20 protein-coding genes are annotated in these 23,241 nt (G+C 57.5%); 3 read left to right on the top strand and 17 right to left on the bottom strand.

Annotated features, from left to right (window positions below):
- Nucleotides 1-85 precede the first annotated feature (85 nt).
- Nucleotides 86-1,129, bottom strand: coding sequence for a GMP reductase (locus V3W49_RS09220; RefSeq protein ID WP_500145053.1), 1,044 nt, complete (start codon nt 1,127-1,129; stop codon nt 86-88).
- Between the two features lie 254 nt (nt 1,130-1,383).
- On the opposite strand from V3W49_RS09220, the gene coaE reads away from it, so the two are divergent.
- From coaE to yacG, 3 genes are read left to right on the top strand one after another with little or no spacing between them, the layout of a single operon-like run.
- Nucleotides 1,384-2,004, top strand: coding sequence for a dephospho-CoA kinase (coaE, locus tag V3W49_RS09215; RefSeq protein WP_500145052.1), 621 nt, complete (start codon nt 1,384-1,386; stop codon nt 2,002-2,004).
- The gene (gene zapD / locus V3W49_RS09210; RefSeq protein ID WP_500145051.1) at nt 2,004-2,747 is read left to right on the top strand and encodes a cell division protein ZapD; all 744 of its coding nucleotides are present in this window, start codon (nt 2,004-2,006) and stop codon (nt 2,745-2,747) included. The genes coaE and zapD overlap by 1 nt, the downstream gene beginning before the upstream one ends.
- Before the next feature lie 10 nt (nt 2,748-2,757).
- A complete protein-coding gene (yacG, locus tag V3W49_RS09205) occupies nt 2,758-2,955 on the top strand; it encodes a DNA gyrase inhibitor YacG (protein ID WP_500145050.1) in 198 nt (65 codons plus the stop codon).
- A gap of 15 nt (nt 2,956-2,970) precedes the next feature.
- On the opposite strand, the gene mutT is transcribed toward yacG, so the two are convergent.
- The 16 genes from mutT to V3W49_RS09125 all read right to left on the bottom strand — a co-directional run bounded on the left by mutT (nt 2,971) and on the right by V3W49_RS09125 (nt 23,211).
- Nucleotides 2,971-3,360: an 8-oxo-dGTP diphosphatase MutT gene (gene mutT, locus V3W49_RS09200; RefSeq protein WP_500145075.1), complete on the bottom strand. Its 390-nt coding sequence runs from the start codon at nt 3,358-3,360 to the stop codon at nt 2,971-2,973.
- 217 nt (nt 3,361-3,577) lie between these two features.
- Nucleotides 3,578-6,283, bottom strand: a complete 2,706-nt coding sequence (gene secA, locus V3W49_RS09195) for a preprotein translocase subunit SecA (protein WP_500145049.1) — start codon at nt 6,281-6,283, stop codon at nt 3,578-3,580.
- Nucleotides 6,284-6,347: 64 nt separating this feature from the next.
- Complete coding sequence (gene secM / locus V3W49_RS09190; RefSeq protein ID WP_500145048.1) at nt 6,348-6,851, bottom strand: secA translation cis-regulator SecM; 504 nt, start codon at nt 6,849-6,851, stop codon at nt 6,348-6,350.
- A gap of 268 nt (nt 6,852-7,119) precedes the next feature.
- Nucleotides 7,120-8,037 carry a UDP-3-O-acyl-N-acetylglucosamine deacetylase gene (gene lpxC, locus V3W49_RS09185; RefSeq protein ID WP_500145047.1) on the bottom strand — a complete coding sequence of 306 codons (918 nt, stop codon included), beginning with the start codon at nt 8,035-8,037 and terminating at the stop codon, nt 7,120-7,122.
- Nucleotides 8,038-8,139: 102 nt separating this feature from the next.
- The gene (ftsZ, locus tag V3W49_RS09180; protein WP_500145046.1) at nt 8,140-9,297 is read right to left on the bottom strand and encodes a cell division protein FtsZ; all 1,158 of its coding nucleotides are present in this window, start codon (nt 9,295-9,297) and stop codon (nt 8,140-8,142) included.
- Between the two features lie 63 nt (nt 9,298-9,360).
- Nucleotides 9,361-10,617, bottom strand: a complete 1,257-nt coding sequence (gene ftsA, locus V3W49_RS09175; protein WP_138095750.1) for a cell division protein FtsA — start codon at nt 10,615-10,617, stop codon at nt 9,361-9,363.
- Complete coding sequence (ftsQ, locus tag V3W49_RS09170) at nt 10,614-11,441, bottom strand: cell division protein FtsQ (RefSeq protein ID WP_500145045.1); 828 nt, start codon at nt 11,439-11,441, stop codon at nt 10,614-10,616. Before ftsQ ends, ftsA begins: the two co-directional genes overlap by 4 nt.
- 1 nt (nt 11,442) lies before the next feature.
- Complete coding sequence (locus tag V3W49_RS09165; RefSeq protein ID WP_500145044.1) at nt 11,443-12,354, bottom strand: D-alanine--D-alanine ligase; 912 nt, start codon at nt 12,352-12,354, stop codon at nt 11,443-11,445.
- Nucleotides 12,347-13,822: a UDP-N-acetylmuramate--L-alanine ligase gene (gene murC, locus V3W49_RS09160; protein ID WP_500145043.1), complete on the bottom strand. Its 1,476-nt coding sequence runs from the start codon at nt 13,820-13,822 to the stop codon at nt 12,347-12,349. The genes V3W49_RS09165 and murC overlap by 8 nt, the downstream gene beginning before the upstream one ends.
- 75 nt (nt 13,823-13,897) lie before the next feature.
- On the bottom strand, nt 13,898-14,956 hold the full coding sequence (gene murG, locus V3W49_RS09155; RefSeq protein ID WP_500145042.1) for an undecaprenyldiphospho-muramoylpentapeptide beta-N-acetylglucosaminyltransferase: 1,059 nt from the start codon (nt 14,954-14,956) through the stop codon (nt 13,898-13,900).
- Complete coding sequence (ftsW, locus tag V3W49_RS09150) at nt 14,953-16,221, bottom strand: cell division protein FtsW (RefSeq protein ID WP_500145041.1); 1,269 nt, start codon at nt 16,219-16,221, stop codon at nt 14,953-14,955. The genes murG and ftsW overlap by 4 nt, the downstream gene beginning before the upstream one ends.
- Entirely contained in the window at nt 16,221-17,537 is a 1,317-nt protein-coding gene (gene murD / locus V3W49_RS09145; RefSeq protein WP_500145040.1) for a UDP-N-acetylmuramoyl-L-alanine--D-glutamate ligase, read from the bottom strand. The genes ftsW and murD overlap by 1 nt, the downstream gene beginning before the upstream one ends.
- 2 nt (nt 17,538-17,539) lie before the next feature.
- Nucleotides 17,540-18,622, bottom strand: coding sequence for a phospho-N-acetylmuramoyl-pentapeptide-transferase (mraY, locus tag V3W49_RS09140; protein WP_500145039.1), 1,083 nt, complete (start codon nt 18,620-18,622; stop codon nt 17,540-17,542).
- A complete protein-coding gene (murF, locus tag V3W49_RS09135; protein WP_500145038.1) occupies nt 18,616-19,974 on the bottom strand; it encodes a UDP-N-acetylmuramoyl-tripeptide--D-alanyl-D-alanine ligase in 1,359 nt (452 codons plus the stop codon). Before murF ends, mraY begins: the two co-directional genes overlap by 7 nt.
- On the bottom strand, nt 19,971-21,458 hold the full coding sequence (gene murE, locus V3W49_RS09130) for a UDP-N-acetylmuramoyl-L-alanyl-D-glutamate--2,6-diaminopimelate ligase (RefSeq protein ID WP_500145037.1): 1,488 nt from the start codon (nt 21,456-21,458) through the stop codon (nt 19,971-19,973). The genes murF and murE overlap by 4 nt, the downstream gene beginning before the upstream one ends.
- Nucleotides 21,445-23,211 carry a peptidoglycan glycosyltransferase FtsI gene (locus tag V3W49_RS09125; protein ID WP_500145036.1) on the bottom strand — a complete coding sequence of 589 codons (1,767 nt, stop codon included), beginning with the start codon at nt 23,209-23,211 and terminating at the stop codon, nt 21,445-21,447. The genes murE and V3W49_RS09125 overlap by 14 nt, the downstream gene beginning before the upstream one ends.
- Nucleotides 23,212-23,241: the final 30 nt, after the last annotated feature.

Here is a 23,241-nt window from a genome sequence, read left to right as displayed (position 1 = left end):
CTGATAACCACAAAGAGGGAAAAACCACGTTTTTTTCTCTTTGTCATCAACCTGAAAGGGCGCCCTGTCGCGCCCTTCATACCATTTACAGGCTGTTAAAGATCCGGTTTTCCTGTTCCTGAACCCGGATAAAAGTCGTGCGCTTGGTCAGCTCCTTCAGACGTTCGGCACCCACGTAAGTGCAGGCGGAACGCAGGCCACCGAGAATATCACGGGCGGTATTTTCTACCGGGCCACGCAGCGGCAGCTTCACCGTTTTTCCTTCTGCCGCGCGATATTCGGCAACCCCGCCCACATGGCGGTTCATGGCAGAAGCGGAACTCATGCCGTAGAACAGCATAAATTTCTCACCGTTTTCTTCAACGATGCTGCCGCCACTCTCTTCGTGCCCGGCCAGCATACCGCCCAGCATCACGAAGTCGGCGCCACCGCCGAAAGCTTTGGCGACATCGCCCGGCATGGTGCAGCCGCCATCACTGACAATCTGGCCCCCCAGACCGTGCGCCGCGTCCGCACATTCAATAACGGCGGAAAGCTGTGGGTAGCCCACGCCGGTTTTCACCCGGGTAGTACAAACCGAGCCAGGCCCGATACCGACCTTCACGATATCCGCACCGGAGAGAATCAGCTCTTCACACATTTCACCGGTAACCACATTACCCGCGCAAATGACTTTGTCCGGCCATGCCGCGCGCGCTTTGCTGACAAACTGGACAAAGTGTTCGGAATAACCGTTAGCAACATCGATACAGATAAAATTCAGCGCCGGTGAAAGCGCCAGTATCTCTTTGGTCTTCTGGAAATCGGCATCCGAGGTACCGGTGGAAACCATCACGTGCTTCAGCACATCGGCGGAAACTGAGCCAACAAACTGGCCCCAGGCGGCAACATCATAGTGTTTATGCACTGCGGTCAGAATATCAAAGGCGGCCAGTGCACGCGCCATTTCAAAGGTACCCACGGTATCCATATTGGCCGCGATAACCGGTACGCCAGACCATTTAATACCAGAGTGCTTAAAGGTGAACTCACGCTCCAGTTCAACTTCAGAACGGCTTTTCAGGGTGGAACGTTTAGGGCGGATAAGAACGTCTTTAAAACCTAACTTCAAATCTTCTTCAATACGCATGAGCGAATTTTCCTGGGTTAATGGCGATGATCGCTGTTATGTAATCGGCGGTACAACTGCCTGGTCCAGTGACGCTATCATACGCACTAATAATGGCGCCGCAAGACTGCGAAAATCCCCTTTTTTACGCTACAATCCCGGAAATTTATCTTAAAAACGGCCAGGTTCACCTGTATCTGTCCCCCCCTGCCGCCACAGGCAGGAAAATTTTCATCTATCCTGTTGATAATGCGTAATTTCCGGATACCACCTTTATGAGCTATATCGTCGCTTTAACGGGCGGCATCGGCAGCGGTAAAAGCACCGTCGCCGATGCTTTCGCCGCGCAGGGGATCGCCGTTGTCGATGCCGACATTATCGCCCGCGAAGTTGTAGCGCCTGGCGAGCCCGCGCTTAACGAGATTCAGGCCCATTTCGGTGCCGATGTTATCACCGCCGACGGCACCCTTAATCGTCGCAGGCTACGTGAGATAATCTTTGCCGCTGCGCCGGAAAAAGCCTGGCTGAATGCCTTACTACATCCGTTGATACAAAAGCGTACCCGCGAAGCCATTGCCAGGACCAGCTCACCCTATGTACTCTGGGTGGTGCCCCTGCTGGTGGAAAACCAGCTGCAGAGCCGGGCCGATCGGGTACTGGTAGTGGATGTCATGCCAGAAACGCAAATAGCCCGCACCATGAAACGCGACGGCGTTACCCACGATCATGTGCAACAGATTCTTGCCGCCCAGGCATCCCGGGAAGCCCGACTGTCCGTCGCGGACGATGTAATAAATAACGATGGCGATCCGCACAACGCGGTAGCGGAAGTCACCCGCCTGCATCAATACTATCTGGCACTGGCCAGGCAGGCAGCAGCACAGGAAAATGATTGATGCTCTCTCAACTCCTTTTTGAACACCCCCTGAATGAAAAAATGCGCACCTGGCTACGCATGGAGTTTCTGCTCAGGCAAATGGATGCCCTGCTGCCGGTTCAGGATCATGCCAGCGCACTCCACCTGTTCCGTAATATCGGCGATCTGCTGGATGTTCTGGAGCGCGGCGAGATCCGCACGGACATTCTTAAGGAGCTGGAACGCCAGCAGCGTAAATTACAGGAGTGGGCTGCCGTTCCCGGCGTCGATCCCGAACGTATTAACGAGTTACGCGCACAATTGCAGACGCTGGGCAGCACGCTAATGTCTGCCCCACGTCCCGGCCAGGCGCTACGGGAAGATCGACTGATTGCCCTGGTACGCCAGCGCCTGAGCATCCCCGGCGGCTGCTGCAGCTTCGATCTGCCAACGCTCCACGTCTGGCTGGCGCAGCCTCAGGAGATGCGTGATACACTGGTCAACGGCTGGCTTACCTCGCTGACGCCGCTGCGCCAGCCGCTGGACATGGTACTGGAGTTAATCCGCAACGCCACACCACTACGCAAGCAAACCAGTCTGAACGGCTTTTATCAGGACAACGGCGACGATGCGGATCTGCTACGGCTGCAGCTTGCCGCCGATAGCGGGCTGTATCCGCAGATTTCCGGACACAAGAGCCGCTTCGCTATTCGCTTTGTGCCGCTGGACAGCGAGCACGGAACAGTACCGGCCCGGCTCGACTTTGAGCTGGCCTGCTGTTAAGGAGGTAATAATGACTGACACAACCGTTAATTGCCCAACCTGCGGCAAACCGGTGATTTGGGGCGAGCAGAGCCCGTACCGTCCCTTTTGTAGCAAGCGCTGCCAGCTTATCGATCTGGGCGAGTGGGCTGCTGAAGAGAAACGTATCCCCAGCCGGGGCGACCTGACCGACAGCGACGACTGGAGCGAAAAAGAACGTTTCGAATAGCGCCAAACGTCAGCCTTACTCCGCCAGCAGTTGTTCAATCACCTGAACATTGGCTGGCGGAAAGGCATCCAGCTTCAGGGCGTGCTGCGGGATCCACTCTCCAGGCTGCCCCTCTTTTCCCCAGGGCTCTCCCTGCCACTCCTCCACCAGATAGAACCACAGAGTCAGATGGCGATCGGAAAAGCGATGTTCGAGCTTGCGGTAAAGCGTATAGCGACTGGCCTCAATGCCAACTTCTTCACTCAGCTCACGTACCAGCGCCTGTTCCGGGCTTTCACCCTGTTCAATCTTCCCGCCGGGAAATTCCCACTTATCTCCCATATGAGCGTCGGAAGCCCGTCGGGTAATAAAAATCTGCCGCCCGGCATTACGGATGATGCCGACGGCGATACTGAGCTGTTTCATCATTTTTTCCTGTAAAAAAGGGCGCAGCTTGCTGCGCCCTCCGGTTGATGACAAAGAGGGAAAAAACGTGGTTTTTCCCTCTTTGTGGTTATCAGGTGAAAATCAATAAATTGATTTTCCTTGTTTATTTTTCTGGTGATTCGACCCGGGGTTGTCATCAGTTTCAGGGCGCAGCAAGCTGCGCCCTGATTATTCCGGCTATTGCAGGCGGAGAGAATTAGCTTAAGCGACCATGACACTGCTTATATTTCTTCCCGGAGCCGCACGGGCAGGGATCGTTACGTCCGACTTTGCGTTCGCCGGTCTGAGACGCGATAGCCTCGGCGGCGGCCTGCTGATCGTCCTGGTGGCTAAGCTGCTGCATCTGCGCCAGGCGCTCGGCCTCTTCGCGACGCTGCTGTTCCATCTCTTCCACCTCTTCTGGCATACGGACCTGAACCTTGCCCAGAGTACTGATCACTTCATACTTCAGAGATTCCAGCATCGCCGCGAACATCGAGAAGGATTCACGCTTGTACTCCTGCTTGGGATCCTTCTGCGCATAACCGCGTAAATGGATACCCTGGCGCAGATAGTCCATGGCCGCCAGGTGCTCTTTCCACAGGGAATCAAGCGTCTGGAGCATGACGCCTTTCTCGAAGTGGCGCATCATCTCTTCGCCCACCACCTCTTCTTTCGCCTTATAGGCATCGACAGCGCTCTGGAGAATCCGTTCGCGCAGGGTCTCCTCATGCAGATCCGGCTCTTTATCCAGCCACTCGGCAATCGGCAGATCCAGATCGAAGTCGTTTTTCAGGCGTTCCTGCAAACCGGGTACGTCCCACATCTCTTCAAGAGACTGGGGCGGAATATGCGCGTCGATAGAGGCTTTAAAGACATCTTCCCGGATGCTGCTGATGGTTTCACTAATGTCAGCCACATCCAGCAGTTCGTTACGCTGGGTATAAATAGCACGGCGCTGATCGTTAGCAACATCATCATATTCCAGCAGCTGCTTACGGATGTCGAAGTTGCGGCTTTCCACTTTACGCTGGGCGTTAGCGATGGCCTTGGTGACCCAGGGATGCTCAATCGCCTCACCCGGCTTCATACCCAACTTACGCATCATGCTGGAAACGCGATCCGATGCGAAAATACGCATCAGGGCATCTTCCATAGACAGGTAGAAACGGGAAGAGCCGGCATCCCCCTGGCGACCAGAACGACCGCGTAGCTGGTTATCAATACGGCGCGACTCGTGGCGTTCAGTACCGATAATATGCAGGCCACCAGCCGCCAGCACCGCCTCATGGCGCTGCTGCCACTCTGCCTTAATCGCCTCAATCTGCGCCTCATCCGGGTTTTCCAGCTGAGCCACTTCAGTCTGCCAGCTACCGCCCAGTACGATATCAGTACCACGGCCCGCCATATTGGTAGCGATGGTTACCGTACCGGGATAACCGGCCTGAGCGACGATTTCCGCTTCATGCGCGTGGAATTTGGCGTTCAGAACGTTATGCCTGATGCCCGCTTTGGTCAGTTCGCGGGAAACCACCTCTGATTTCTCAATGGAGATAGTACCAACCAGCACCGGCTGACCATTAGCGGTGCGCTCTTTAATATCTTCGATAATCGCAGCAATCTTATCGGTTTCGGTCATATAGACCAGATCCGGCAGATCTTTACGAATCATCGGGCGGTTGGTCGGCACCACAATAGTATCCAGCTTGTAGATGGAGCTGAATTCAAAGGCTTCGGTGTCTGCGGTACCCGTCATCCCTGCCAGTTTCTCATACAGACGGAAGTAGTTCTGAAAGGTGATCGACGCCAGAGTCTGGTTTTCGTTCTGAATCTCAACCCCTTCTTTCGCTTCCACCGCCTGATGAAGACCGTCAGACCAGCGGCGGCCCTGCATGGTACGACCGGTATGTTCATCGACGATAATGACTTCGCCGTCCTTCACGATGTAGTCCACATCGCGGGTAAACAGCGCATGGGCCCGCAGCGCCGCAGTAACGTGGTGCATCAGCATGATGTTGGTCGGTGAATACAGCGACTCCCCCTCTTCCATGATGCCTTCTTTCACCAGCAGCTCTTCCACCAACACTAGGCCGCGCTCGGTCAGGTTCACCTGGCGGGATTTCTCATCCACAGAGAAGTGGCCTTCCCCCTGGAAAGTATCGGAGTCTTCTTTTTCCTGACGAATCAGGCTGGGAATGATTTTGTCCACGCGACGATAGAGATCGGAGCTGTCTTCCGCCGGGCCTGAAATAATCAGCGGCGTACGCGCTTCATCGATCAATATGGAGTCAACTTCATCCACCAGCGCGTAGTGAAGCTTACGCTGAACGCGCTCTTCCGGGCTGAAAGCCATATTGTCGCGCAGATAGTCAAAGCCGTATTCGTTGTTGGTGCCATAGGTGATATCGGCGGCGTAGGCTTCACGCTTGGCTGGCGCCGGCATACCCGGCAGGTTGATGCCCACGGTTAGCCCCAGGAATTCAAACAGCGGGCGGTTGTTTTCGGCGTCACGCTGGGCCAGATAGTCGTTAACGGTCACCACATGAACGCCTTTACCGGTCAGGGCATTCAAATAGGCGGGCAGCGTCGCGGTCAGGGTTTTACCTTCACCGGTACGCATCTCCGCGATGCAGCGTTCGTTCAGTACCATACCACCAAGCATCTGGACATCGAAGTGACGCATGCCGAAAACACGCTTACTGGCTTCGCGAACCACGGCAAAAGCTTCCGGCAGCAGCGATTCCAGAGACTCATCCTTTTCCAGACGCGCGCGGAATTCCGCCGTCTTGCCTTTCAGCTCTTCATCGGAAAGTTTTTCCAGCGCCGGCTCAAGGCTGTTAATTTTTGCTACCACTTTGCGCATGCGGCGCAGGGTACGATCGTTTCGACTACCAAAGACTTTCGTTAATAATTTAATTAGCATGATAATAAAATCTCAGACGCCCCATCAGTCGCGGGGAAATAAAATAAAAAAACAGATAACCCGATTAAGCGAGGCGCTGAGGTCCGGCGCGAATGCCGCGAACCTGGCTCAGCCAGTTTTTCACGCTAAAGCGATGCGCGGGAGGAAATGCGGCCAGCCGCGTGCTGTGAATAGCCGGAGGTTTGCCCTGCTGGGTCAGCAACGCGCTTAGCGTATCCAGCAGCGCGAACTGCTGAGCCTTCAGGGGGAGAGGAGCCTCTGACGCCGGCAGCGCCTGAGGCGTCATGGCGAAAGAGAGATGACGAATAACCGTTCGAATGGCGTGCTGGTGCCAGTAATCAACGCTGAAAGACGCGCGCCGGTTAGCATCCTGTAAAAGCACCAGACCTGAGAAGTCCAGCACCGGACGGCGTTCCGGATTACTGGCTGCGGCTTCCGCTTGCGTTCCCGTACCGGCAGCATTGTTCAGCGCAGGCAGGCCAAGGCTGGCCGCGACCATCCCCAGAAGGAGATGCGGCCAGAAATAGCGCCTGCCGAATTGTCGCCATCGAACAAGGATGCCAGTCACTCAAGTCACCAGAAGTTTAACAGATGGGCGTAGCCCGCATTTCAGAACGTGAAAATTTGTGCCAGATAGTACCATCAATCCCGCCTGGCGGCATCTGTAATCATTGGGCGCCCGGCGCGGATCGCCTAATAAAAAGGCAGTTGCATCGCAGGAAAAGAAATCGAGATGAAAAGAAAGCCGGAAAACAGACATGACAAAAACGACTGATCCCCCTGGCCGGAGAGAGTGCCAGGTAAATCAGCCGTCTTTTTCAGTCAGGCGCGTTGTGCTACGCCAGAACCAGTGACGGTGCTTTGAATGCCACCGGAAGTTCGGCTTCGTCCTCGAAGGTCACATACTCCCAGGCTTCCTGTTTTGCCAGAACCGCCTGCAGAAGTTTGTTGTTCAGTGCATGCCCTGATTTATAGGCAGTGAAGGCACCAATGATATTGTGACCGCACATGAACAGATCGCCAATAGCGTCCAGCATTTTGTGACGCACGAACTCGTCTTCAAAACGCAGGCCGTCTTCATTCAGCACGCGGTAATCGTCGACGACGATAGCGCAATCGAAACTGCCGCCCAGGCACAAACCGCGGGACTGCAGATATTCGATATCACGCATAAAGCCAAAGGTACGCGCGCGGCTGATCTGACGCATAAAGGCATCGGCCGAGAAGTTCATGCAGTAACGCTGGCTGCTGGCATCAATCGCCGGATGGTTAAAATCGATGGTAAAGTCCAGCGAAAAACCATTGAACGGCTTGAATTCAGCCCACTTGTCACCATCCTCAACCCGAACGGCCTCTTTAATGCGAACGAACTTCTTGGCCACGTTGAGTTCATCAATGCCGGCATCCAGCAGCAGATAAACAAAGGGCGCGGCGCTGCCATCCATAATTGGAACTTCCGGCGCATCGACTTCAACAACAATGTTGTCGATACCCAGACCGGCCAGAGCAGCATTCAGATGCTCTACGGTGGAAATCCGCACATCATGCTCGTTCACCAGGCAAGTGCAGAGCATGGTATCCCGCACGGATTTGGCATCTGCCGGAAAATCAACCGGTGGATTCAAGTCTGTGCGACGATAGATGACCCCGGTATTGGCCGGCGCAGGGCGCAACGTCAGCGTGACTTTTTTGCCGGTATGCAAACCGACACCCGTCGCCTGAACGATACGTTTTAATGTCCGTTGTTTGATCATCGTTTTATCTCGCCAAATTACTCATCCAACCGAAAGTGTACATCACATTCGGCGGGGCATTGTAGCACATCGGGCTATAAAACCCAAACTTCCGGTTAATTCTTAATCCGCCTGCTTACGCAGAAATGCCGGGATATCAAGATAATCCGGTTCTTTTGCCGCCTGGCCACTGTTGTCATTGACTACTTTACCTACGGTTTTCTGCTCCTGCGTCAGCGGAGCCATACCGTGCTGCTGGTAACGATCCATCACCGGCTGCTGTACCTGCTGCTGCTTGTTGGTCACCAGAGTTATCTCAGGACGCTTGTCCATGCCGATACCGGTAGCCACCACGGTAACACGCAGTTCATCGTTCATATCCGGATCCAGCGAAGTGCCGATAACCACGGTAGCGTTGTCGGAAGCAAACGCGCGGATAGTGTTACCCACGGTTTCGAACTCATCCAGACGCAGGTCGAAGCCAGCGGTAATGTTGACCAGAACGCCGCGCGCGCCGGACAAATCGATGTCTTCCAGCAGCGGGCTGGAGATCGCCATTTCGGCCGCTTCTTCGGCGCGATCTTCGCCATTAGCGACGCCGGAACCCATCATCGCATAGCCCATTTCGGACATCACGGTACGAACGTCCGCAAAGTCAACGTTCATCAGGCCCGGGCGGGTAATCAGCTCGGCAATGCCCTGTACCGCGCCTTTCAGCACATCGTTAGCCGCGCCGAAGGCATCCAGCAGAGAGATACCGCGGCCCAGAACTTTAAGCAGCTTATCGTTGGGAATGGTGATCAATGAGTCCACGTGCTTGGACAGTTCAGTGATCCCCTGTTCCGCGAAGGCCATACGCTTCTTGCCTTCAAAATTGAACGGCTTGGTCACAACGGCTACGGTCAGAATGCCCAGGTCCTTAGCCACTTCGGCTACGACCGGCGCCGCACCGGTGCCGGTACCGCCACCCATGCCTGCCGCGATAAACACCATGTCCGCACCTTCCAGCGCGGCGCGCAGCGCCTCGCGGTCTTCATCGGCCGCATTGCGCCCCACTTCCGGGTTCGCCCCTGCGCCCAGACCTTTGGTAATGCCGCTACCAATCTGGATGGTCTGCCCTACCGCCGTCTTACGCAATGCCTGAGCATCGGTATTGACTGCGAAGAACTCTACGCCTTCGATGCGCTCGCGCACCATGTGCTCTACGGCGTTGCCGCCGCCGCCACCGACGCCGATGACTTTAATCACCGCGTCGTTGGTTAGTTCCATAGGTTCAAACATAGTTTCTCTCCGTTTTGTGCCTGTCGCCTGAGACCGCTAATTTTCTACGGTCTCTTAAAAAAATTAAAACTCTTTTCTCAGCCAGGTATTGATTCGCTTAATCCATGAACCGACTGATGCTCGTTTTTCCACTTCCGCCTCACCACTCAGGTGGGACTCTTTCCCATAATGCAGCAGTCCGACCGCCGTTGAGTAGTAAGGTTCCTGGGCGTAATCCGTTAGCCCGGTAATATTAAGTGGCTGCCCGATACGTACCTGCGTATGGAAGACACGCTGCGCGCAGGCGGCCAGTCCTTCAATTTGCGCAGCGCCGCCAGTCAGGACGATACCCGCTGCCAGGTGATGCTTCACACCCTGCTGGCGCAGTTGCTCCTGCAGTTGCAAAATCTCTTCATTAACCAAATTAAGCAGCTCGGTATAACGCGGTTCGATCACTTCCGCCAGCGTCTGCCGCTGCAGGCTACGCGGTGGTCGGCCCCCTACGCTTGGGACTTCCACGCTTTCGTCTTTGCCAACCAGTGACCCCAGCGCACAGCCATGGCGCACTTTAATGGCTTCAGCATCGCTCGGCGGCGTACCGAAGGCGTATGCGATATCGCTGGTCACGACATTCCCGGCATAGGGAATGACCTTAGTGTGGCGCAGCGCGCCGCCGGTATAGACGGCCATATCCATTGTACCACCGCCGATATCGACAACGCAGACGCCCAGCTCACGTTCGTCCTCTGTCAGGACCGAATAACTCGCCGCCAGACCCGCGAAAATAAGTTGGTCAACTTTCAGGCCGCAACGTTCCACGGCCTTAACAATGTTTTTCGCCATATCGTTATGGCAGGTGATCAGGTGCACTTTGGCCTGCATCCTGACTCCGGAAAGCCCGACCGGATTTTTAATCCCTTCCTGGTAATCGATAGCATATTCCTGAGGAATAACGTGAAGAACCCGGTGTTCATCGCGCACACGTACCGACTTTGCGGTGTGGACGACATTTTCCACGTCTTCCTGAGTCACCTCTTCTTCCGAGATAGGCACCATGCCTATCTCGTTCTGACAGCTGATATGCTTACCCGAAAGCGCCAGATAAACCGAGGAGATCTGGCAGTCGGCCATCAGTTCGGCCTGATCGATGGCACGCTGTACGCACTTCACCACCGATTCCAGATCGTTAACGCCACCCTTATCCATCCCTCGCGACGGGCAACTGCCCACGCCAATGATATTCACAATACCGTCGGGCAGAACTTCCCCGACTAAAGCGGCCACCTTCGCAGTGCCAATCTCCAGTCCTACTACCAGTTTTCTGTCCGTCGATTTAATCATCGTTGCTCTGCCTGTGCCTGATTCTGTTGTTGATTAAGTTCCTCGACAGGGGCCGGCGCCCAACCGACCGCTGCGCCTGAGTCATAGCGCAGATCGACATAGCTGATTATTTTGCCGTCGGCCTGTGCCTGCTGTTGCAGAACCGGGTAGAGTTCCACAAAGCGATTCAGACGTTTCATCGTATCGCCCCGACCCAGATTGAGCTTAATATCATTATTAAGCGTTAAGACCCAGGAACGACGGGCGGTCATCGCCGCCTCTTTCAACGTAAACCTGGCTTTCGCCAGCACTTCACTCATGTCGCGATAGCCCGTAAGCACCTCTTTTTCGCTACCTTCCGGGCCAAAAAGCTTCGGCAACGACTGGTTGCGGGTGCGAGACGCTGGCACGCTGAAGGAATTTCCCGCAGCATCAACCATATGCTGGTCATTCCACCGCGCCATGGGCACATATTCAACCAGATGAATCTTCAATTCGTCCGGCCATTGTTTTCTGACGCTCGCCTGCTTAATCCACGGCAGACGTTCAATTTGCTGCTGGATGATATTCACATCCTGCGTCATAAAGGTGCCAGGCGCCCCCAACGACATAATCGACTGCCGGATATCGTCGTTGCGCGTGTAGTGGCGCTCTCCGGTCAGCACCAGCTTCGAGAGCGGCAAACGCTGGGCATCTTCCATCCAGCCGATCACCATCCAGCCGCCAATCACGACCGACATCACCACCGCCAGCAGGAAAATAATGCCAGCCAGGCGCGTGCCGTTATTGCGGCCGGAGGTTTTCTCTTCCTCCCGGGGGCGAGTATTCAGAGCAGCCTGCGACATATCAGTCCGCCAGCTCCAGAATACGCGCCACCAGCTGCGAGAAGCTCATCCCCATCTGACGCGCCGCCATCGGCACCAGACTGTGGCTGGTCATACCCGGCGCGGTGTTCACTTCCAGCAACCGGAAGCTACCGTCGCCGTCTTCCATCACGTCCACGCGTCCCCAACCGCCGCAGCCCAGCACTTTCCAGGCGCGGATAGCCAGATCCTGCAGTTGCGCCTCTCGTTCATCGCTCAACCCCGCCGGACAGAAATACTGCGTTTCGTCCGACAGATACTTGGCTTCATAATCGTAAAAGGTGCCCGCCGGCTGAATACGGATGGAAGGCAGCGTCTCTTCCCCCAGTATCGCCACGGTATACTCCGGGCCACTCAGCCATTTTTCGACCAGTACTTCATCGTCGTACTTAAACGCCAGTTCCAGCGCATCCGCCAGTTCATCAGCGGTGGTCACTTTCGACATGCCGACGCTCGAACCTTCGCGGCTCGGCTTGATAATGACCGGCATTCCCAGCGCCGCTACCCGGCTGGCCAGATCCGCCGTGAAGCCATCGTGGGCGTTCAGCGCCACGGAAGGCGCCACCGGCAATCCGGCGCCCTGCCACAGCAGCTTGGTGCGCAGTTTATCCATGGTGATGGCGGAAGCCATCACGCCGCTGCCGGTGTAGGGCATCCCCATCAGATCCAGCATGCCCTGTAACGTGCCGTCTTCGCCGCCGCGCCCGTGCAGCGCGATAAAGACCTTGTCGTAGCCCTCTTCTTTCAGAGAGGTCACGGGGATATCCCGCGGATCTACCGCATAAGCGTCGATGCCCGCCTCGCGCAGACCAGCCAGCACTGCGCTTCCGGACTGTAGCGACACGTCGCGCTCGGCCGAATTCCCACCCAGCAGGACGGCAACTTTCTCAGCCATGTTGATCCTCCTCCTGAGTTTGGGGCTGTAATTTGATTTCAGCCAGTTTTTTTGCGATTTTCCCGACGTTCCCGGCACCTTGCACCAGGATCAGGTCATTTCCTGTCAAAACTGGCGCCAGGATCGTCGCAATCTGATCGGCGTCCGGCACCAGGATCGGATCCACCATACCGCGGCCGCGAATGGTTCGGCACAGCGAGCGGCTATCGGCCCCTGGAATCGGCGCTTCACCGGCCGAATACACTTCCAGCATCAGCAACGCGTCTACCTGCGACAGTACCCCGGCGAAGTCATCATAAAGATCCCGGGTGCGGGTATAACGATGCGGCTGGAAGATCATCACCAGGTTTTTATCCGGCCAACCGGCGCGCGCGGCCTTAATAGTGGCATCCACTTCGGTCGGGTGATGGCCATAGTCGTCCACCAGCATGGCGCTCCCCGCCTTACCGTTAACCGGCGCCAGCGGGTACTCGCCCAGGAAGTCGAAGCGTCGGCCGGTACCCTGGAAGCGCTCAAGCGCCCGCAGGATGGCTTCATCGTCAATGCCTTCTTCGGTGGCCACGGCTACCGCCGCCGCCGCGTTAAGCGCGTTATGGCGTCCGGGCGCATTGAGCCGTACCGCAATGGCCGGTTTATCCTGACGCACCAGGGTAAACAGGCCACAGGCGCCGCTCTGGCGATACTCTTCAATCCGCACATCCGCATCGTCGCTAAAACCGTAAGTGGTCACCTGACGTCCGACCCGCGGTAGCAGCTCGCGAATGACGCCATCGTCCACACACATTACCGCACGACCGTAAAACGGCAGATTGTGCAGAAAGTTAATAAACGTCTGCTTCAAATTTTCGAAGTCGCCCTGGTAGGTATCCATATGGTCGGCTTCAATATTGGTGACTACCGCCACCATCGGCTGCAGGTGCAGGAAGGAGGCGTCGCTCTCATCAGCTTCCGCGATCAGATACCGGCTGCTACCCAGTCGCGCATGGGTGCCGGCCGACTTCACCAACCCGCCGTTCACAAAGGTGGGATCCAGTCCCGCCTCGGCATATATGCTTGCCACCATCGCCGTGGTGGTGGTTTTACCGTGGGTACCGGCAATTGCAATACCGTGGCGGAAGCGCATCAGCTCCGCCAGCATCTCCGCCCGACGAATCACCGGGATCCGCAGCTCGTGTGCTGCCACAATCTCCGGGTTATCCTGAGTGATAGCGGATGAAACCACCACCACGCTGGCATCCCGCACGTTTTCCGGACGGTGATTGAAGTAAATGGTCGCGCCAAGCTCAGACAACTGCCGGGTAACCGGGTTCGGCGCCAGATCGGAACCGCTGATCTGGTAACCTTCATTCGCCAGCACTTCCGCGATGCCGCCCATGCCGGCCCCGCCGATGCCAACGAAGTGTATGTGCCGGACGCGACGCATCTCGGGCACGATTGAACGCAGTTTCGCCAGTTGTTGTGTATTCATTCTTTAATACCCACGGCGCAATCAGCGCCTTACCTCTTCAATATCACTCCGGGGCACAAAATCGCGCCCGAATCATCAGGCCAGCGCCGCAGCGCTAACCTCCTTCGCCACACGCTCTGTAGCATCAGGAATAGCAGCCGCGCGCGCGCGCCCGGCCATGGTCAATAAGGTTGCGCGATCCCAGCCGCCCAGCGTTTCTGCCACCGCGTCCACGGTGAACTGCGGCTGCTCCAGGATCTTCGCCGCTCCCGCCTTTTCAAGCGGCAGCGCATTCCAGTACTGCTGACGATCTTTGTGCTGGAACGGCACAAACAGCGCCGCTACGCCCGCGGCCGCAATCTCACTGACCGTCAGAGCGCCGGAGCGGCAGACCACCACATCGGCCCAGCCCCATGCCTGAGCCATATCGTCGATAAATTCCGCGATCCGGTGCTGAGGCTGGCCAGCGGCGGCATAAGCCTGCTCCACCTCTTGCTGCGCGCCCTTGCCGGTCTGATGCCAGATAGTCACGCTATCGCCCAGCCGCGCCGCCACCTGCGGCATCGTCTGGTTCAGGATACGCGCCCCCTGGGAGCCGCCAACCACCAGAACTCGCACCGGGCCTTCACGGCCTGCGAAACGCACCTCGGGCGCTGGCAGCGCCAGCACGTCGCTGCGCACCGGGTTGCCCACCACTTCCGCATTGGGAAAAGCGCCGGGAAATGCCTGCATCACCGTGCGGGCAATCTTCGCCAGCCACTTGTTGGTGAGGCCGGCAATACCATTCTGTTCGTGCAACACTACCGGGATACCCAGCGACCAGGCCGCCAGGCCGCCAGGGCCGGAAACATATCCGCCCATGCCCAGCACCACGTCCGGCTTAAAGCGCTTCATAATGGCCCGTGCCTGACGCCATGCGTTGAAAATGCGCAGCGGCGCCAGCAGTTGCGCCTTCAGCCCTTTGCCGCGTAGCCCGGAAATACGGATAAAATCGATATCGATACCGTGCTTTGGCACCAGATCCGCCTCCATGCGATCGGCGGTACCCAACCAGCGAACCTCCCAGCCCTGGGAATGTAAATGGTGCGCGACCGCCAGGCCCGGAAATACGTGCCCGCCAGTACCACCCGCCATCACCATTAACCGCTTCGTCATCGCGTAGCACCTCTCGTCACCGCCTGGCCTTTAGCCAGCCGGGTTTCATAATCAATTCGCAGCAGCATCATAATGGCCGTCGACATGATAAGCAGGCTCGAACCACCGTAACTGATAAGCGGTAACGTCAGGCCTTTAGTCGGTAACATACCGGCCGCGGCCCCAACGTTGACCAGCGCCTGGAAGCTAAACCAGATACCGATAGAGCAGGCCAGGAAGCCAGCGAAACGCTGGTTCATATCCAGCGCTTTGCGCCCTATCGACATTGCGCGAAAGGCCACGAAGAATACCATCAAAAGCGCCAGCACCACACCGATATATCCCAGCTCTTCACCGATGATGGAGAAGATAAAGTCGGTGTGTGCTTCGGGCAGATACTCCAGTTTCTGAACCGAGTTCCCCAGCCCTTGCCCCCAGAATTCGCCGCGCCCGAAGGCCATCAGAGACTGGGTAAGCTGATAACCACTGCCAAAGGGATCTTCCCAGGGGTTCCAGAATGAAGTGACGCGCCGCATACGATAAGGCTCCGCCAGAATCAGCAAAATCACCGCCGAAATCCCCATGCCGATAATCGCCAGGAACTGCCACAGCTTAGCCCCCGCCAGGAACAGCATCGCCAGCGTGGTGACAAACAGCACCACGACGGTACCGAGATCCGGCTGTGCCAACAGCAGAATCGCCATGACCAGGATAACCCCCATCGGCTTCAGGAAGCCGCGCAGGTTGTTACGGACTTCGTCGACCTTGCGCACCAGATAGTTCGCCAGGTAACAGAACAGGGACAGCTTGGAAAACTCCGCGGGCTGTATACGCAGCGGCCCCAGCGAAATCCAGCGCGAAGCGCCGTTTACCGAGCTTCCCACCACCAGCACGATCAAAAGCATCGCGATCGAAGCCAGCAGCATCACCGCGCTGTAGCGCTGCCAGAACGCCATCGGCAGACGCAGAGTGACCATGGCCAGTAAAAAGGCCAGCACCAGGTAGATGGCGTCGCGCTTGGCGAACAGGAAAGGATCGTCCGCCAGACGCTGGCCCACGGGCATAGACGCCGAAGTCACCATAATGAAACCAATAGCCGCCAGTCCGAAGGTTAACCACAGCAGCACGCGGTCGTAGAGCACCATGCTGTTGTCGTCCGCTTCGCGGGAGCCCATCACCCAGCCCCTGAGCGCAGTAAAGAGCCATGCCAGCAGCGCGCCAATAGCACCGCCGCCCGGTATATGTGGCATGCGCGGCATTCTAAAATGCGGGAGAGAGAGTCGCATCAGCCCAACTCCTTCGCCAGTTGCGTGAAGTTATCTCCACGCTGTTCAAAATTTTTAAACTGATCGAGGCTGGCGCAGGCCGGTGACAGTAGCACCATATCACCGGGACGAACCCGGGGAGCGATCAGGCGCATGGCCTGCTCCATAGTTTCAGTCTGCTCCGCGATCTCCGGACGCAGCGCCGCCAGCTCGCCGCCATCGCGGCCAAAGCAATAAAGACGGATACGATCGCCCTGCAGGTAGCGGCTCAGCGGCGTAAAGTCCGCCGATTTGCCATCGCCGCCCAGCAGCAAATGCAGCGTGCCAGCCACCTGCAGACCATTCAACGCAGCCTCGGTACTGCCCACATTGGTTGCCTTCGAATCGTTAATCCAGCGCACACCGTTGTGATCCAGCACCAGCTGGAAACGGTGCGGCAGGCCGCCAAAAGTGGTCAGCGCCCGCAGGCTACTGGCTCTGGGCAGTGCTACCGCATCCGCCAGCGCCAGCGCCGCCAGGGCGTTGCTGTAGTTATGCTGCCCGACCAGCTGCATCTCATTAACGTTCAGAACCTTCTCGCCGCGTACCCGCAGCCAGGTGTCGCCCTGCTGGCGGTTAAGGTGATAATCCCCGACATCCACCCCAAAGCTGACGCAGCGCTCATCGGCGCCGCGCACCGGCATGGTCAGAGCATCATCGGCGTTCACCACGCACACCGCCGCATTTTCATAGATACGCAGTTTAGCGCCGCGATACTGCTGCAGGCCAAGCGGATAGCGGTCCATGTGATCTTCAGTGACATTCAGCACCGTGGCCGCCGCTGCTTTCAGGCTGGATGTGGTTTCCAGTTGGAAGCTGGACAGTTCCAGGACATACAGCTCACGCTCGGCGTCCAGCAGCATCAGTGCCGGTAAACCGATATTACCGCCGACGCCGACGTTAACCCCGGCGGCGATTGCCATTTCCCCCACCATGCGGGTGACGGTGCTTTTACCATTAGAGCCGGTGATAGCCACAATCGGTGCCTGCGCCTCGCGGCAGAACAGCTCGATGTCGCCAACGATCTCCACTCCGGCATCAGCCGCAGCAGCCAGAGCCGGCGTCGCCAGCGCAATACCCGGACTGGCGACGATCAGGTCGGCTTCCAGCAGCCAGTCTTCATTCAGACCGCCCAGGTGACGTTCGATTTCCGGCGCCAGCTTATCCAGTCCGCCGGGCGAAATACGGGTGTCCATGACGCGCGGCGTCACACCGCGCGTCAGGAAAAACTCCACGCAGGAGAGCCCGGTCATGCCCAGGCCGATAATGACTACCTTTTTCCCCTGGTAATCCGCCATCGTTAACGTACCTTCAGCGTCGCCAGACCAATCAGGACCAGCATCAGTGAAATAATCCAGAAGCGCACAATGACGCGCGGTTCCGGCCAGCCTTTCAGCTCATAGTGGTGATGGATAGGCGCCATTCGGAAGATGCGCTGACCGCGCAGCTTGAAGGAGCCCACCTGCAAAATAACCGACAGCGTCTCCACCACGAAGACCCCGCCCATAATGACCAGCAGAAATTCCTGACGCAGCAGCACCGCAATAACGCCCAGCGCGCCGCCCAGAGCCAGCGATCCCACATCGCCCATAAAAACCTGCGCCGGATAGGTGTTAAACCACAAGAAGCCCAGCCCGGCACCAACAATAGCCGTACAGACAATCACCAGCTCCCCTGCGTGACGCAGATAGGGAATGTGCAGGTAACTGGCGAAGTTCATGTTCCCGGTCGCCCAGGCCACCAGCGCAAAACCTGCGGCGACCAGCACCGTCGGCATAATCGCCAGACCATCCAGACCATCTGTCAGGTTGACCGCATTACCGGTACCAACAATCACAAAGTAGGCCAGCAAAATGTAGAAAATCCCCAACTGGGGCATCACATCTTTAAAGAACGGCACCACCAGCTCGGTGGCCGGGGTTCCCTTGCCGGTAATATAGAGGACGAAAGCCACCACCAGCGCGATAGCGGACATCCAGAAATATTTCCAGCGCGCCACCAGCCCTTTAGTATCCTTGCGCACCACTTTGCGATAATCGTCCACAAAGCCCACGATGCCGTAACCCACCAGCACGAACAGTACGCACCAGACGTAAGGGTTGGAAGGATAAGCCCACATCAGCACGGAGATCACAATCGACGTCAGGATCATCAGTCCACCCATAGTCGGCGTTCCACGCTTGCTGAAGTGGGACTCCGGCCCGTCGTTACGAACCACCTGCCCGAAAGAGAGCTCCTGCAAACGGGCGATCAGACGCGGCCCCATCCACAACGAGATAAACAGCGCTGTCAGCAGGCTGACGATGGCCCTGAACGTCAGATACGAAAAGACGTTAAAGCCAGAATAAAATTGGACCAGATGCTCGGCCAGCCAGACTAACATGTCCCCTTCTCCTGTAATGCTTGCACTACCTGCTCCATGGCAGAGCTACGTGAACCTTTCACTAAAATCGTTACCGTGGCATTTTCGGCAAGCAGCGTTTTAAGGCGCGCCACCAGAGCCGGCTTATCATTAAAATGTTCGCCCACGCCGCTCGCGCGGCTCAGCGCCTGACTCAGAACACCAACGCTCAGCACCTTGTCGATGCCCGCTGCGCGAGCCGCCTCGCCCACCTGGCGGTGGCACACTTGTGCTTCGCTCCCTAACTCGCCCATATCGCCCACCACCAGCACGCGCTGGCCAGGCATTTCCGCCAGAACCTGCACCGCGGCGGTCATTGAGCCCACATTGGCGTTATAGCTGTCGTCCAGCAGCAGTTGATTCTCTGCCAGTCGAATGGGAAACAGACGGCCCGGCACCGCTTGCAACTGCGCCAGTCCCTGCTGTACCGCCTGCGGCGCAGCGCCAACCGCCATCGCCAGAGCCGTCGCAGCCAGCGCATTAGCGATGTTATGGCGCCCGGGCAGCGGCAGCGTCACTTCGAACGCCCCGTCAGGCGCGTTCAGCGTGAAGTGCGTGCCGTCTGCGCCAATCCGCACATCGCTGGCGCTGAAATCGCAGCCGGCGGCATCGGGAGAAAAACGCCAGGTGCGGCGATCGCCGATGATCCCGCGCCAGTTGTCCAGATCGTTGCTGTCGGCATTAATAATTGCCGTGCCGTCAGGGGCAAGGCCTTCGAAGATCTCACCCTTCGCTTTCGCAACGCCGGCAAGCGACCCGAAGCCTTCGAGATGCGCCGCCGCCAGGTTGTTAACCAGCGCCGCTTCCGGCCGGGTCAGACTGGTGGTCCAGGCGATTTCGCCCTGATGGTTCGCCCCCAGTTCAATCACCGCGTATTCATGTTCCGGCGCCAGACGCAGCAGCGTCATCGGCACGCCGATATCGTTGTTCAGATTGCCTTCGGTATAAAGGGTATTACCGCACTGGCGCAGAATCGCCGCGGTCATCTCTTTCACCGAAGTTTTCCCGGAAGAGCCGGTCAGAGCGACGATCCGGGTCGGCACCTGCTGGCGCACCCAGGCAGCCAGCAGACCGAAGGCGTGGCGGGTATCCTCAACCACCACCTGCGGCGCCTTAACGGCCAGTTCACGGCTCACCAGTAACGCGCCGGCGCCGCTTTCCAGCGCCTGCGCGGCAAAATCATGGGCGTCGAAACGCTCGCCCTTCAACGCCACAAACAGACAACCCGGCGTGATTTTACGCGTATCGGTGGCGACCGCGTCGATAGTGCCATCAGCACCGACCAGGCGGCCATTCACCGCCTGCGCCAGCTGGCTCAGAGACAGGCTAATCATGCCATCACTCCCAGCAGTCGCGCGACGGTGACGCGATCCGAATAATCCAGCCGGCGATTGCCGACTATCTGGTAATCTTCGTGACCTTTGCCTGCAACCAGCACCACATCATCGGCTCCTGCTTGCATAATGGCATTAGTCACCGCTTCAGCACGGCCCGCAACCACCCGGGCATGTCCCGCGTCGGTCATACCGGCCAGGATATCCTCAACGATGGCTCGCGGCTCTTCGGTACGGGGATTGTCATCCGTCACCACCACGATATCGGCGAACTCTTCGGCCACCGCGCCCATCAGCGGGCGTTTACCTTTATCGCGATCGCCGCCGCAGCCGAAGACGCACCACAGCTGGCCTTTACAGTGCAAACGCGCCGCTTCCAGCGCTTTTTCCAGCGCATCTGGCGTGTGGGCGTAATCCACGACCACGGTCGGTTTACCCGGTGCTGTGAAAACTTCCATCCGGCCACACACCGGCTGAAGCCGAGCGGCGCTTTCCGTCAGTTTCTCCAGCGGATAGCCCAGGGAGAGCAGCGTCGCCAGCGCCAGCAGCAGATTGCTGACGTTAAAAGCCCCCATCAGACGGCTTTCGATTGCACCTTCGCCCCAGCTTGAGTTAAAGCGGATAGTGGCGCCACTGTCGTGGTAGTCGACACCGGTCGCCTTCAGCCAGCGGCCATGGCAGTTCGGGTTAATTCGATCTTCCATCGAAACCGCCACCGCATCCGGCAGTCGTTCCAGCCAGCGCCGGCCAGTTTCATCGTCGGCATTGATAATCGCCTGACCGTGGTGATGGGTGGAGAAAAGCTGCCATTTGGCCTCTTCGTAATTCGCCATATCACCGTGATAATCGAGATGATCGCGGCTTAAATTGGTGAAAACAGCGGCCGCGAAATGCAGCGCGGCAACGCGATGCTGCACCAGGCCGTGAGAAGAAACTTCCATCGCGGCAAAGGTCGCGCCTTGTTCTTTCAGACCCGCCAGCACCTGCTGAACATCGACCGCAGAGCCTGTGGTGTTTTCAGTCGGCGCCACCTGGCCGAGCAGCCCGTTGCCCACAGTCCCCATCACCGCGCTGGTTTCACCTATCAGTTGCGCCCACTGAGCCAGCAGTTGTGTCGTCGTGGTTTTTCCGTTAGTTCCGGTAACCCCGACCAGACGTAAGTGGTGCGATGGAGAACCGTAAAAGCGACCAGCCAGCGCGGACAGACGCTGATTAAGCTGGCTTAACCAGATAACCGGCACGCCGTGGACTTCGCGCACCTCACCATCGGCAGCTTCGCCATCGGCTTCCGCGACCACAGCGGCAACGCCCTGCGCTATCGCCTGCGGAATAAAACGACGTCCATCAGCCTGATGACCTTTTACGGCAACAAAGAGATCCCCCGACGCCGCCACGCGGCTGTCGAGCGTCATCTCCCGAAGCGTTCGCTCCGGTGCCTGTGGCGCCCAGGGAGCCACCAGGTCATGCAAATTACGATCTGCCACCCGTTTTCCCACCTTCATTAATCACAAATTCGTTTTTATCGTTCGTTGGCAACGCATCCGGCTCGACGTTCATGGTACGCAGAACGCCGCCCATGATGGCGCCAAATACCGGCGCTGAAACGGCGCCGCCATAGTATTTGCCCGCCTGCGGATCGTTGATGACCACGACCAGCGCAAAACGCGGATTGCTGGCAGGCGCGACACCCGCGGTGTAAGCAATATATTTGTTGATGTAGCGTCCATCAGGGCCGACCTTCTTGGCGGTACCGGTCTTGATGGCGATTCGGTACCCCTTAATTGCCGCCTTCACCCCGCCGCCGCCGGGTAGCGCCACGCTCTCCATCATGTGAACCACCGTTCGTACGATGGACTCCTGGAAAATACGCTCGCCGGGTACCGGCGGATCGACCTTAGTGATAGACAGGGGGCGATACACCCCGAAGCTACCGATTGTTGCGTAGACTCGCGCTAACTGTAACGGCGTTACCATTAGCCCGTAGCCGAAAGAGAAGGTGGCCCTCTCTAAGTCAGACCACCGTTGTTTTTTTGGATATAAGCCACTGCGTTCTCCGACCAACCCCAAATTGGTCGATTTTCCCAATCCAAAGCGTGAGTAAGTATCTACTAACGCAGAGGACGGCATCGCTAACGCCAGCTTGGAGACGCCGACGTTACTCGACTTCTGCAGAATTCCGGTGACGGTCAGCTCGCTGTAGCGCGCCACGTCCCGAATTTCATGTCCGCTTATCCGGTAGGGAATCGTGTTCAGCACGCTGTTTTCCCGTACCACACCGCGCTGGAGCGCGGTCATAACCACCATGGGCTTCACCGTAGAGCCCGGTTCGAATACGTCGGTGATGGTTCGGTTACGCATCACCTCTTTCGGCGTTCCCGCCAGATTGTTCGGGTTGTACGACGGGCTGTTCGCCATCGCCAGAATCTCGCCGGTGTTAACGTCCACTAACACTGCGCTGCCCGATTCCGCTTTGTTAAACGCCACTGCGTTATTGAGTTCGCGATACACCAGCGCCTGCAGGCGCTCGTCGATACTCAACGCCAGGTTATGAGCCGCCTGGCTATCGGTCGAAGAGATATCTTCGATCACCCGACCGTAACGATCCTTACGCACAATGCGCTCACCGGGCTGCCCGGTCAGCCACTTGTCAAAACTCTTCTCAACGCCTTCTATCCCTTGACTGTCGACGTTAGTGAAGCCGATAACCTGGGCGGTCACCGCTCCCGCGGGATAGTAACGACGGGACTCTTTGCGCAGATGAATCCCCGGCAGTTTGAGCTTCTTGATGTAGTCGCCGATATCCGGGTTAACCTGACGCGCCAGATAGATAAAGCGCCCTCTGGGGTTAGCGTTTACTCGCTTCGCCACCTGATCCAGCGGCATCTTCAGCGCATCCGCCAGCGCCTGCCAGCGGTTGTCGAGAGTGATCCCCCCGGCGGCATGCAGCTCTTTCGGGTCAGCCCAGACGGCGCTCACCGGTACCGAAACCGCCAGCGGGCGACCGCCACGATCGGTAATCATGCCGCGCGCGGTGGATACTTCCTGCACGCGCAGCGAACGCATATCTCCCTGGCGAACCAGCATGTCGGGATTAATAATCTGTAACCAGGCCACGCGTCCCAGCAGAAATGCCAGTGCCAACAGGATGCAGCCGCACAGCAACGCAAAACGCCAACTGATAAAGTTGGCCTGTTCGTCCTGACGTTTTGGTTTTTGCGATCTCGTCGCGGCTCTCATTGGTTATCGGGTTCCTTAGACTTCATCAAA

It is taken from the genome of Rosenbergiella sp. YN46, assembly GCF_036620675.1.
Classification (GTDB): Bacteria; Pseudomonadota; Gammaproteobacteria; order Enterobacterales; family Enterobacteriaceae; genus Jejubacter.
Note: the sequence above shows the minus strand (reverse complement) of the source record. Positions and strands in the feature narration are given on the sequence as shown.

Coding starts and splice junctions, on each gene's coding strand:
- V3W49_RS09220 (WP_500145053.1), bottom strand. CDS start 1,129: ATGCGTATTGAAGAAGATTTGAAGTTAGGTTTTAAAGACGTTCTTATC.
- coaE (WP_500145052.1), top strand. CDS start 1,384: ATGAGCTATATCGTCGCTTTAACGGGCGGCATCGGCAGCGGTAAAAGC.
- zapD (WP_500145051.1), top strand. CDS start 2,004: ATGCTCTCTCAACTCCTTTTTGAACACCCCCTGAATGAAAAAATGCGC.
- yacG (WP_500145050.1), top strand. CDS start 2,758: ATGACTGACACAACCGTTAATTGCCCAACCTGCGGCAAACCGGTGATT.
- mutT (WP_500145075.1), bottom strand. CDS start 3,360: ATGAAACAGCTCAGTATCGCCGTCGGCATCATCCGTAATGCCGGGCGG.
- secA (WP_500145049.1), bottom strand. CDS start 6,283: ATGCTAATTAAATTATTAACGAAAGTCTTTGGTAGTCGAAACGATCGT.
- lpxC (WP_500145047.1), bottom strand. CDS start 8,037: ATGATCAAACAACGGACATTAAAACGTATCGTTCAGGCGACGGGTGTC.
- ftsZ (WP_500145046.1), bottom strand. CDS start 9,297: ATGTTTGAACCTATGGAACTAACCAACGACGCGGTGATTAAAGTCATC.
- ftsA (WP_138095750.1), bottom strand. CDS start 10,617: ATGATTAAATCGACGGACAGAAAACTGGTAGTAGGACTGGAGATTGGC.
- ftsQ (WP_500145045.1), bottom strand. CDS start 11,441: ATGTCGCAGGCTGCTCTGAATACTCGCCCCCGGGAGGAAGAGAAAACC.
- V3W49_RS09165 (WP_500145044.1), bottom strand. CDS start 12,354: ATGGCTGAGAAAGTTGCCGTCCTGCTGGGTGGGAATTCGGCCGAGCGC.
- murC (WP_500145043.1), bottom strand. CDS start 13,822: ATGAATACACAACAACTGGCGAAACTGCGTTCAATCGTGCCCGAGATG.
- murG (WP_500145042.1), bottom strand. CDS start 14,956: ATGACGAAGCGGTTAATGGTGATGGCGGGTGGTACTGGCGGGCACGTA.
- ftsW (WP_500145041.1), bottom strand. CDS start 16,221: ATGCGACTCTCTCTCCCGCATTTTAGAATGCCGCGCATGCCACATATA.
- murD (WP_500145040.1), bottom strand. CDS start 17,537: ATGGCGGATTACCAGGGGAAAAAGGTAGTCATTATCGGCCTGGGCATG.
- mraY (WP_500145039.1), bottom strand. CDS start 18,622: ATGTTAGTCTGGCTGGCCGAGCATCTGGTCCAATTTTATTCTGGCTTT.
- murF (WP_500145038.1), bottom strand. CDS start 19,974: ATGATTAGCCTGTCTCTGAGCCAGCTGGCGCAGGCGGTGAATGGCCGC.
- V3W49_RS09125 (WP_500145036.1), bottom strand. CDS start 23,211: ATGAGAGCCGCGACGAGATCGCAAAAACCAAAACGTCAGGACGAACAG.